8 protein-coding genes and 1 pseudogene are annotated in these 10,789 nt (G+C 59.0%); 2 read left to right on the top strand and 7 right to left on the bottom strand.

Going from position 1 to position 10,789, the window contains the following annotated elements; translation table 11 throughout:
• On the bottom strand, nucleotides 1-1,307 hold a 1,307-nt coding region (locus PMI11_RS24930), incomplete at its 3' end, for an adenylate/guanylate cyclase domain-containing protein (RefSeq protein ID WP_280110106.1).
• Nucleotides 1,308-2,482: 1,175 nt separating this feature from the next.
• On the opposite strand from PMI11_RS24930, the gene PMI11_RS24925 reads away from it, so the two are divergent.
• Nucleotides 2,483-3,793 carry an LLM class flavin-dependent oxidoreductase gene (locus PMI11_RS24925; RefSeq protein ID WP_007822720.1) on the top strand — a complete coding sequence of 437 codons (1,311 nt, stop codon included), beginning with the start codon at nucleotides 2,483-2,485 and terminating at the stop codon, nucleotides 3,791-3,793.
• A 118-nt stretch (nucleotides 3,794-3,911) separates the two neighbouring features.
• On the opposite strand, the gene PMI11_RS24920 is transcribed toward PMI11_RS24925, so the two are convergent.
• The 6 genes and pseudogenes from PMI11_RS24920 to PMI11_RS24895 all read right to left on the bottom strand — a co-directional run bounded on the left by PMI11_RS24920 (nucleotide 3,912) and on the right by PMI11_RS24895 (nucleotide 9,684).
• Entirely contained in the window at nucleotides 3,912-5,273 is a 1,362-nt protein-coding gene (locus PMI11_RS24920; RefSeq protein WP_157179691.1) for an LLM class flavin-dependent oxidoreductase, read from the bottom strand.
• A gap of 157 nt (nucleotides 5,274-5,430) precedes the next feature.
• Nucleotides 5,431-5,862 (bottom strand): annotated as a pseudogene (locus tag PMI11_RS24915) (riboflavin kinase); the annotation flags it as partial.
• A 323-nt stretch (nucleotides 5,863-6,185) separates the two neighbouring features.
• The gene (locus tag PMI11_RS24910) at nucleotides 6,186-7,298 is read right to left on the bottom strand and encodes an extracellular solute-binding protein (protein WP_007822713.1); all 1,113 of its coding nucleotides are present in this window, start codon (nucleotides 7,296-7,298) and stop codon (nucleotides 6,186-6,188) included.
• Nucleotides 7,299-7,570: 272 nt separating this feature from the next.
• Nucleotides 7,571-8,074: a flavin reductase family protein gene (locus tag PMI11_RS24905; protein WP_007822711.1), complete on the bottom strand. Its 504-nt coding sequence runs from the start codon at nucleotides 8,072-8,074 to the stop codon at nucleotides 7,571-7,573.
• 97 nt (nucleotides 8,075-8,171) lie between these two features.
• The gene (locus PMI11_RS24900; protein ID WP_051034642.1) at nucleotides 8,172-8,705 is read right to left on the bottom strand and encodes an NAD(P)H-dependent oxidoreductase; all 534 of its coding nucleotides are present in this window, start codon (nucleotides 8,703-8,705) and stop codon (nucleotides 8,172-8,174) included.
• 148 nt (nucleotides 8,706-8,853) lie between these two features.
• Nucleotides 8,854-9,684 carry an IclR family transcriptional regulator gene (locus tag PMI11_RS24895; protein WP_007822705.1) on the bottom strand — a complete coding sequence of 277 codons (831 nt, stop codon included), beginning with the start codon at nucleotides 9,682-9,684 and terminating at the stop codon, nucleotides 8,854-8,856.
• Nucleotides 9,685-9,883: 199 nt separating this feature from the next.
• Here PMI11_RS24895 and gcvA point away from each other — a divergent pair, with 199 nt between their 5' ends.
• Nucleotides 9,884-10,780: a transcriptional regulator GcvA gene (gene gcvA / locus PMI11_RS24890; protein WP_007822703.1), complete on the top strand. Its 897-nt coding sequence runs from the start codon at nucleotides 9,884-9,886 to the stop codon at nucleotides 10,778-10,780.
• Nucleotides 10,781-10,789 lie beyond the last annotated feature (9 nt).

Below are 10,789 nucleotides of genomic sequence, written 5' to 3'. Positions count from 1 at the left end.
CCGTTCAAGATCAACGCGTATGCCATGGCATGCATACTCAACGGGTCGCTTGGATCGAGATCGATCGCGATCTGAGCCGCCTTGATCGCATCGTCCAATTTCTGCGCCCCGACCAACTGATCGCTGAGCAGTTGATAATACGCAGCAGATGGGTTGCGCTCCGCAATCCTGGCATAGGCGTCTTCTTCTTCTCGTGCCAGACCGCCCGTCGTCCCCAAAGCGGAAAGACGCGTGCCCGTGGCGTCATGATAAAGCCATGCGATTTCTGCCGCAGCCGCTCCAAACTGATCGTCGAGGCTCAACGCTCTTTGATAAGCGGCTAAGGCTGCGCGCCAGTCGTCCGGCCGGTCGCTTCTCAAGAGAGCGCGGCCTTGAAGATAGGCTTCATAGGCGAGCGGATCTCGTGTCCCCCCGGCCATTAACGCACCGCGCTTGATCGCGGCGAGCTTGAGTTCAAGGCTTTTCGTGATTTCGACGACGATCTTGTCCTGGACGGCAAACACGTCCGCCCAGGCACCATCGTACCGGTTCGCCCAGACGTGGCCGTTCGATTCGGCATCGACAAGCTGGGCGGTGACCCGCAGCTCATCTCCAGCGCGCCGAACACTTCCCTCGAGAACATACCGCACACCGAGGTCATGGGCCGCTTTTTGCGGTGCCGCCGACCGGTAGCCGAAGGCGGCGCTGCGGGAGATGACGAACAGGCCTTGAACGCGCGCGAGCTCCGTCGTCAGATCTTCGGTTATGCCGTCAGCAAGGTGTCCCTGTCCGCCATCGTCGCTGAGATTGTCGAACGGAAGGATGACGAGTGAGGCGTCCCCCTGTTTCAAAAGCGCGCGCGGCGCCATTTGCCCATACCATGCGAGCGAGCCCACCAGCAAAAGCATGACGCTGGCCGCCGCAAAAACCACGATCGCTGTCCTCGCCCAGGACAGGCTTCGTCGCCGACCGTCAGCACCCAGATTGATTTGGTAGACCCGTATCGGATCGGGAATGCTTTTGACTTTCTTTGCACCGATGAACGTGAAATTGGCCGCAACCTTGGAGTGGACCTGCTCATAAGCAGATCCAGACAGAGCGATGCCGCCGGGCCGAGCCAAGGCCTGCACCCTGTCTGCGAGGTTGACGCCATCCCCGTGAATGTCGGGTGGTTCTGATATAATATCGCCAAGATTGATGCCGATCCTGAAGACGAGCGGGCTGGAATCGCCCTCAGCAGCCTTCTGCGCCTTGGTGACCTGCCACTCAATCGCGCAGCGTGTGGCATCGACCACGCTTCTAAACTCTGCGAGGACCCCGTCTCCCATTGTCTTGACCAGTCGCCCCGCATGCCGTGCGATGGCGCGACGAAATTTAGGGACCCGACCATTTGCGGAGTCGTTGATTTGGGTGAAGACAGGATGTGGCTTGGCAGCATAACCGCAACGGGATTGGCAGTCATGCCCGTCCATATCGCGAATAGACAGATAGCCTATGTCGCTACCTATGAGTTTCCAATGCCAGCAACAGGGCAAAACACAAAGCACGTTCCTAGAGCGCATCAAATTTGCCACGAGCCGCGTAGACGAGCGCCATGAGCTGCTGTTCGTAGTAAACACCCAGTCGATACAGTTCGATGATGATGGATGGGGATCAGCTCAGTTCCTCGCTGCCTTCATCAAGGTTCAATTCGCCCTTGATCGCTGCCAGACACGATCACAGACAGCAAGATCGTCCGATGTAAGGGCGTCATCGCGAGGCCGAATATCTCTGTTGGCGCCGCACCCAAAAGCCGAGGGTGGTGCTGCAACCTGAGCGGGGTTAGCCGAGCCCGCCGAAATTGCCATTTTCGATGAACCCACTTGCGCACTTGATGCCGAGGCGGCGCTTTACCTTCAACGAAGACTTTTGACCTAGGGAATGAGAGATTGGTAATTTTAGTCACTCACCACTTCTTTGCCGCGCGCCCCGCGGATACCATCCTCGTGCTGGAGGACGGTCAGCATGTCCTGGACGCACCGGACGACCGACGACGGACGTTATCGCCATGAGCTGTCGCGGCAGATCGGGCGGTGACGGAGGGCCTGACGACCGCTCTCTTCTTCGGCTCATCCTTACCTGTTCGAACGGAGAACCGATTGGTGGGCAGCTTCAAAACCCTGCTGGCTTCTCTGCCGTTCCTCTTCGATCTCTTGGCTGGATTGACCGAAGCGATGATGCCGCAGTCCGAGTACGCCGAGTGCCGGTAGCTTTCAGCGACGAGGCCGGTCGGAGACGTCCTGCAAACTGAACATTCCAAATGGTAATCAATCCATGATCATCCAGGTCGTTCTATAATGCGGAAAACTGCGCCATTGTTATTTCGAGCATAGCGGAATGCCGTGCCGGTGAGTGCAGACACGCCATCGTGATCCTCTTTGAACCGCCAGCGATTGTGGCCGTTTGATTGATCGCGAACACAAGAAAGACGATCGACGTTCAAAGACTGAAAGAGGGTTGAGGAATGCATCTAGCAGCATTTGTGTCGGCAGGTCCAACATCGGGAAGTCACGCAGGATGGCGTTATCCGGGGGCCGAGACGGACTTTACCTCACTTGCCCATTACCAGCGATTGGGATCCTTGCTGGAAGAGGGGCGATTCGACATGATTTTCTTCGCCGATATCCTTTCAGTTCCCGACCGCCTCGCCGGGACCATGGACAGTCAGCTCCGATATGGCGGTCTTGGTGCCTTACGCCTCGATCCGATGATCGTTCTCGCAGCGCTTGCCGGCTCGACGAAACACGTTGGATTGGCGGCAACCATTTCGACGAGCTATGCGGAGCCTTACAGTCTGGCGAGGGCGGTTGCGACACTGGATCACATGAGTGGCGGTCGTGCCGCCTGGAATATCGTGACCTCGTTTCAGGAAGCGGAGGCGAAAAACTTCAGCCAGAGCAAGTTGGTGGATCGTAGCCTACGCTATGAACGTGGCGACGAATTCCTCGAAGTCGTCACCAAGCTCTGGAACTCGTGGGAAAGCGGCGCACTGGTCCAAGACGCCGCTGCACCGCTTTTTGCCGATCCGAGCAAGGTTCATCAGATTGATCACAAAGGCCAATGGTTCGACGTCCGTGGCCCGCTGAATGTCAGCCGCACACCGCAAGGGCGCCCCGTGCTGCTACAGGCCGGTGCCTCCGATCTCGGCAAAGATTTCGCGGCAAAATGGGCTGACGTCGTGTTCGTCAAGCACTCGGCACCGGAGGCGGCAGCTGCCTATCGCAGCGATCTGCGGGAAAGAGCTGCGCGCGCCGGCCGCAATCCGGACGACATACGCGTCCTGCCGGGCATCGTCCCGATCATCGCTGAAACCCGCGCGATGGCCGAGGAAAGCCGTGCGCTTCTCGAAAGCCTTGTCGAGCCGGATGCCGGGCTGTCGACCCTTTCCTATCATATCGATATCGACCTGTCGCAATTCCCGCAGCACGAAGTGCTCCCGGCGATGGACGTGCCAGGTGCCCAAGGCGATTATCGCGAGGTGGCCGAGTTGACGCGCCGGAGCGGGATTTCGCTGCGCGAGTTGGGTCGGCGCTACGGCGTGGGAACGAGCACCACCGTCATATCGGGAACGGCCAAGGATGTGGCCGACATGATGGAGGAATGGACGGCGATGGGCGCTTGTGATGGTTTCATGATCATGCCTCCCGTCGTGCCGCACAGTCTTGAAAACTTCGTCAGGCTGGTCATCCCGGAACTGCAGCGCCGAGGGCTGTTCCGCAAGGAGTATGGCGGCAAGACGTTGCGGGAGAACATGGGCCTTAGCACAAAGGTGTGAAAGCGTAGGCCCTGAGCGTCCGATCAGGACCCTGGCGTCCTTTAGAACACTATACGAAAGATGTGGAATCGATCTGAAGGATCGCAGCGCATTTCCCCGACCAAGCGCGCCGGCCCGACTATGCCTTGGCCAGCGCCTTCTCGGAAGCGCCGGTTACGGTGTCCGGCCTCTTCGGCGGATAGATCGGCCAGGGCCGCAATCCAAGCGTCTCCCGCAACGTTGTGCCGGGGTACTCGGTTCTGAACAGTCCGCGCTCCTGTAGAATCGGCACGACCAGCCTGCAAAAATCGTCGACGCCCCCCGGTCCGCCACCGAAATTCAACATGAAACCGTCCGAGCCGTAACTCTCGAAGATGTTCTGCATATGGTCGGCAACCTGATGGGGCGAACCGGTCGCACCCGAACCCGAACCAAATCCGGCATAGCGGCGAGCCACCTCTACGAGGGTGAGACCCTCTTCCCGGCCGAGCTTCAACAGGGTCTGATAGATTCCGCGGGAACCGACCTCGCTATCGAATTCCGGCATAGGGCAATGCTTGTCGAACGTCGAGAGATCGATCCCGATATGTTTGGAGGTAATGCCGATCGCCACGTCGTCGCTCATGAGATCTTGACAGTAGCGATGCTTTTCCCTGGCAATTGCCTCGGTCTCGCCTACCGTCACCCGCAAGCCGGACAGGACAGCACAGTCGTTTGCAGGGCGCCCATAGGATGCGGCCCGCCGTTTGACATCGGCGTAGAATTCCTGCAGCGACGACAAGTCCGTGCCGGAGGCAAAGATCATTTCGGCCCAACGACCGGCAAAATCACGGCCGCGCTCTGAGGCACCTGCCTGGATGATCACCGGCCGACCCTGGGCGCTTGGCGGCGTCGTCAATGGTCCGCGCGTCTTGACGTGTTGGCCGATGAAGTCGAATTCTCGCAGCTTGGTAGGATCGATATAGACCCCGTTCTTCTTGTCGACGATCAGCGCGTCGCGGCCGAAACTATCCCACAGCTGCGCGGCAGCTTCCAGGACTTCCTCGGCGCGGTCATATCGTTCCTCGCGTCCCAGGAGCTTTTCCATGCCGTAACACTTGGCCGCCTTGTCGATGGTCGATGTGACGACATTCCAGGCGATCCGCCCGCCACTCAAGAGATCGATCGTTCCGAGCTGTCGGGCAACGCCATAGGGTTCGACGAAACTTGTCGAGACCGTTACGCCGATTCCGAGCCGCTTCGTCGCCCGTGCAATGCTCATGGCGAGCGGCACTGGATCGAGAAGATAGAGCTCACCCCCGCCCCGGATCGTGTCATCGTCATAAAAAACCTGACTGTCAGCGAGAAAGATGGCGTCGAACTTGGCGCCCTCCAGAAGCCGGGCGACCGTGTCCCAGTGATCCGGATCGAGAAATCTGTTTTGCTCGCCTGGGTGCTGCCACAGATGGCCTGCGGGTCCGGCCATCTTGTACATAACAAGCCGCATTTGGCGCATGGTCATTCCTTCCAATCGATCTTGCGTGTGTTCACCGCCAGCCATCACGGGCTCGATGCAGTTGACGAAATCTTAAGCCGCGGCATCCATGCGGCGAGCCTGTCGGTCGCCGCATCGCCATCACACTCACCCGGCACACAATCGGCGCCATGGGACGGGCCGTCTAGAAATTCATTGCCGCATCAAGGTTGCTGACGGGTTCTACCGATCGCAGACGAGAGCGGGCATGGTCCTGATCTCGACTGATTGCCAAGACCAGAGCATCCAAACCATCAAATTTCTGTTCGTCACGGATGAAGTCGAAAAATGAGACTGTGCAGGCCTCGCCGTAAAGGTCGGCGGAAAAATCAAAAATATGGGTCTCCAGCAACTGGATGCCGTCATCCTCAATGGTCGGCCGTAAGCCAAGGCTTGCCACACCGTCGTAGATCCGGCCGTCGGCGCGACGCAACCGGACCGCATAGACGCCGTTGCGCAACGGCGTCCTTGCGCAGAGCTTCATGTTGGCTGTCGGAAAGCCTAATTCCCGGCCAAGCTGACGACCGGCGATAACTGTATGTCGTACGGAAAAGCGATAGCCGAGCAAGAGGGCCGCTTCATCCATTCGCCCTGCCGCTAGAAAGGCGGCGGCACGATGTCCAGGATCGGCGGCGCATTGCGCCTCGCCATCGTGTCCGGACGAAGTCGGGCAGAATGCTGTAAGAGACCGCAAAGCCGTGCATGGCGGATGCGCAAGAACTTGCCCCATGTGCTGTCTTGAAAACGAATTCAAATCCGTAACTCACCAATCGGTTGTCGGGGGAGGATGCAGCGGTCGGGTATCGTCTGGCGACCCGGGCGATACGTCCGGCGATGGCGGGAGCGTTCTTCCGCCATCGCGGCACGGTGCGGAAGGCCACACGGAGCTGGATCAGGCGATCAGCCGAGCTGCCATTCCTGGTAGCGATTGACGATGGCAGCCAGATTATCGGCCCACCAAGTGTCATTGACGATCAGGCCACTCTTGAGCAGATCGGGATTGGTCGGCAGGGCAACGCGAACGTCGTCGGCGTCCTTGGGCAGAAGCGACTCAATCTGCATGTGGGGCATGCCGTAGGAGGTCTTTGCAGCGAATTTCGCTGCAAGATCGCCACGCGTGGCCATGAAGTTGAGGAGCGTGAAGGCTTCCTTCTTGTTCTTCGAGTTGCTGATGACACCAAGTGAATCCCCGCCGACGATGCCCTGCTTGACGCTGAAGCCGATATTGGCACCGCCACGGTTTGCCATGATGGCGCGGCCCGTATAGATGGCCCCGACCGGCGTCTCATTCGAGCCGATACGCTGGACAGGCTCCTGCAGGGTCTGGTTCCAGACGATGTTGTCCCGGCCGAGCTTGTCGAGGCTTGCAAAGGCGCGATCGACGTCGATCGGATACATTGCCGACGTGGCAACGCCATCCGCCAGCAATGCCACCTCTATCGCATCGCCGGCCGTATTGACAACACCAAGCGAGCGCTTGCCCTTATATTTCGACTTGTCCCATAGCTCTGCCCAGGAGGACGGACTTTCCTTTACGGTGGCCTTGTTCCATCCCATCGCCAGCACGAAAGTGACGTAACAGAAGCCGTGGGTGCCGACATATTCGGGGATGAGTTGGCTCGTGTCGACCAGGTTCTTGTCAAGCGGAAGAAGAATGCCCTGCTTGACAGCATTGATATAGCCGGCATTGGTCAGGTCGACGATATCCCATTCTGCGCCGGAGGGGTTTTGCAGCTGCAGCTTGGCCAATGCCAGGCTTGCGCCGACACCCGAGTTGACCTTGATGCCGGTCTCTTTCTCAAACGGATCGAACCAGATCTCTCTCATCGCATCGCCATAGCTGCCGCCGTAATTGGCGAAATTGACGACGCCCGTGCCCTGCGCCTGCGCCTGCGCAGAACTGACATAGCGATTGACGAATGGCGTGGCTAGGACGCCTGCAGCCAAGGTCTTGGCGAAGGAGCGACGCGTCAATGCGGATGTGAGGATCGGACTGCTGTTTCGGGTGGTCATCGTTCAATTCCCCTTTTTTTGGTTGCGATGCTGATGTCTTGATCTGCGCATTAGCAAGGAACGGCGGCCTGCATCCGGCTCGATGGCCGGTTCTGTCTCCTTATTTGACTGTTGGAACGGCGTGTCGCAGGGCAGTATGCTGGAGCGTGGGCGCTTGCCACAAACGCAAATCCCTCATCCGTTCATTCCGTATACTCATGATTTTGTATCACCATCAGAGGGTCCACCTGTTATCGGGTGGCGGCGATCAGGCCTTGTTTTGGCGATGTGCTTCAGGCCACAGCCGAATTCAGGAAATGATAATTGCCCCTGTAGAACAGCAGGGGCGCGCGATCTGCATCCTGGCGAGGGTGGATTACGTCCTCGACTCTTGCCAGGACGAGCCAGTGATCGCCGGCCTCGTGCTCTGCATAAGTGCTGCAATCGAGGCAAAGCAATGCATCCTGCATGACCGGGTGCCCCTGCTTGCTTGCTCCCCATTCCACGCCCGCCCATCGATCGACGCCGGAGCGTCCGAAATTCCTGCAGGTCTCCATCTGCCCGGCGGACAGGATGTTGATCGTGAAGGCGCCGGCAGGTCGCAGCTTCGGCCAGCTGGAGGAGCTTTTCATGACGCAGAACGAGACCAGTGGTGGTTCCAGCGAGACGCTGCAGAAGGATTGGCAGGTAAAGCCGACCGGCGCTCCTTCCACCAGACCAGCTATCACCGTCAGTCCCGATGCATAGGTTCCGAAAGCATCACGCAGCGCGCGCGAATCCTGAACTGAGACACTCATTTCGATCTCCTTGTTTTGTTGCAGTCACCTGAGCGCGTTAATGCGAGTGGGCTGCTGCCGATGAAGGCGAAGAGGTGGTGCCGTCGCATACCCAATGTCAGGCGGCTGCGGGCAGAAAGGCGGAGCTCAGCTTGGCCAGACGCCCGAATGCAAGGCGCAGTTCCTGCCCCTGGGACCCGACCAGGGCCTCAAGATCGGCACCCTCGCCGACGACGAAGAACAGGCCCTTGACTGGAACGATAGCGCCGAGCTCCATCAGCAGCGGAACAAGGGTGACAGTCGGCGCCAGTTCATGCGCGGCGTTGCCGCCGGTCATCACGGCAATCGCGGTGACGCCGCGCAGACCATTATTGTCGTACCGGTCGAGAAAGGCCTTCAGCAGTCCGGTGAAGCAGGCCTTGTAGGTGGGCGAGGCAAAGACCACCAGATCGCAGGAGGCCACCTGTTCGGCCAACCCCGCGGCGCGTTTGGAATCCCGCGAAAATAGTTCGGAAGCATAGTCAGCGAGTTCGATCACGGCGATATCGACGGGTTGCCCGACCAAAAGGGTCTTGGCAACCATTTCAGCGATCTTGCCGGTTCGCGAATTCGGCTGCGGATTTCCGATAATGACGGCGACTTTCAGCATCATAATCTCCTGCGCGAGAGGTCATTTGAGCGACTGCATGGTCCTGCATTCGCTGCCTTCCGCTCGACTATGATTTTCGATTGTCGCAATCACAAATGCGATGTGTTCATCAATTCATTCGGTTTTGGCACAGTTGCCGGCGCCCTGACGATCACGAAATGCCGGGCGTTTTCCCCGCATAGCCAAGTCCGCGGCTGACGTCATGGGCGGCGCGCATGACTTCGGCCGCCAGCGCACCATCCGGGGAGGCGTCGAAGACTGCTTCGGGTCCAAGAGCGACAATCGTTCCGGCAACATGTCCCTGATGATCAAAAACGGGCGCCCCAAGCGCACTTACGCCCGGTGTCAACGTGCTCAACACGATGGCGATACCCCGCTGGCGTGCGTCCAGAATGCTCTGCTCAGCCTGCTTGAGCATATCGGCGCGACCGAAACGCAGCATTTCCTCACGTTCCTGTTCCATGAGAGCCTGGACCTGACGTTCGTCCGAGAAGGCCGCATAGACCAATCCGGCAGCCGAAACCATGATCGGAAGGACAGAGCCGATCCTCACATTGATGGCAACGGAGCGCGGCGCAGGCTCCAGCCTGACCACCGCGGGACCACGGTTGCCGAGCACGCAAAGCATGCAGGTCTCATTGATCGCATCACGCAGGCTGATCATGGACTTGGCCGCGAGCGCGACGATGTCCATGTAACTCATCGCTGCAAAACCGATGGCAAGCGCTTCAGGCCCGAGCCTGTAGAGACCGGTGTCGACATCCTGCGAGACCAGCCCGGTCTCCATCAAAGCACGGATGTAGCGGTGCGCCTTGCTGGCCGGCATGCCGGTCTCCTGCGCGATTTTCGACAACGAGACGGTCGCGCCGAGCCGAGAAAGCTTCGTCAGAAGCCGCATGCCCACTTCGACCGACTGCACCTTCTGGCGACGGTCCTGCCCAGACTTCTCGTCCTGCTCTTCAAAGTCATCGGGATGCGACAATTCCGGCTCCTCTGCCATAAGTTTTGCGCGATAGCATTCGCCGGCGCGGAATACAAATACCGTCTGTCGCCCTGCTGCGGGACGATTTCCAACCAAGCCAATGTCCTGTCGCCAATGCGACGCCTGCAGCCTTGCGATTTGTCAAACGGCATGGTTGTCTGTTCATGAAGAAACGTCATCCAAGCGATGGGATTCGAGCATGAAGCGCATACTTCCCTCGTCAACCGCACTGGCTGTGTTCGAAGCTGCGGCACGTCATGACAGCTTTACCCGGGCGGGCGAGGAACTCGGCCTGACGCAAAGTGCCATCAGCCGTCAAATCGCCTATCTTGAAAGCTTTCTCGGGATCCGGCTGTTCGAGCGCATTCGTCGCCGTGTGGTGCTGACGGAAGCGGGACGAGCCTACGCCAAGAAGATCCAGCTGTCGCTGTCGATGGCGGAAGCCGCCACGCTGGAGATCCTGGCATCCAATAGCGGCTCGGCCGTGCTGCATATTTCCTCGCTTAGTACCTTTGCGTCGCACTGGCTCATTCCGCGTCTCGGCGGGTTCGCCAAGCTTCACCCCGACATCACGTTTCAGGTGTCCAGCTATCACCACCGGATCTTTGACGACGTGACGGAAAATGTCGATGTCGCCATCCATTACGGCGAGGCCTCCTGGCCGAACGGCCTGGTCGACAGGCTGATGGCGGAGGATCTGGTTCCAATGTGCAGCCCGGCCTATGCCAAGTCCATCGATTTCCAAAGCATAGATGATCTTACTCGCGCAATCCTTCTGCAACAGACAACGCGGCCGGAGGCATGGAGCGATCTTCTGACATCTGTGGAAGGGCTCGAGGTCAATACGTTGCGCGGTCCGCGTTTCGAGCTTTACTCGATGCTGATCGAGGCGGCGCTGGCAGGCCTTGGCATCGGCGCCATTCCCCGTTTCCTGGCGGAAGATCACCTCAATAGCGGCCGCCTCATCATTCCGTTCGATGTCACGGCCCGCAGCCGCCAAGTCTATTATCTTGTCTATCCCGAAGCCAAACGCCACCTGCCCAAGGTCCAGGCCTTCCGCAAATGGATCATCCGCGAAGGGCGCAAGATGGCATGAGGCCGGCGT

The organism is Rhizobium sp. CF142, assembly GCF_000281145.1.
Lineage (GTDB): Bacteria > Pseudomonadota > Alphaproteobacteria > Rhizobiales > Rhizobiaceae > Rhizobium.
The sequence above is the reverse complement of the archived record's forward strand: the minus strand, read 5'-3'. Positions and strand labels throughout refer to the sequence as shown.

Coding starts and splice junctions, on each gene's coding strand:
- PMI11_RS24920 (WP_157179691.1), bottom strand. CDS start 5,273: ATGACCATGCGCCAAATGCGGCTTGTTATGTACAAGATGGCCGGACCC.
- gcvA (WP_007822703.1), top strand. CDS start 9,884: ATGAAGCGCATACTTCCCTCGTCAACCGCACTGGCTGTGTTCGAAGCT.
- PMI11_RS24900 (WP_051034642.1), bottom strand. CDS start 8,705: ATGATGCTGAAAGTCGCCGTCATTATCGGAAATCCGCAGCCGAATTCG.
- PMI11_RS24925 (WP_007822720.1), top strand. CDS start 2,483: ATGCATCTAGCAGCATTTGTGTCGGCAGGTCCAACATCGGGAAGTCAC.
- PMI11_RS24910 (WP_007822713.1), bottom strand. CDS start 7,298: ATGACCACCCGAAACAGCAGTCCGATCCTCACATCCGCATTGACGCGT.
- PMI11_RS24905 (WP_007822711.1), bottom strand. CDS start 8,074: ATGAGTGTCTCAGTTCAGGATTCGCGCGCGCTGCGTGATGCTTTCGGA.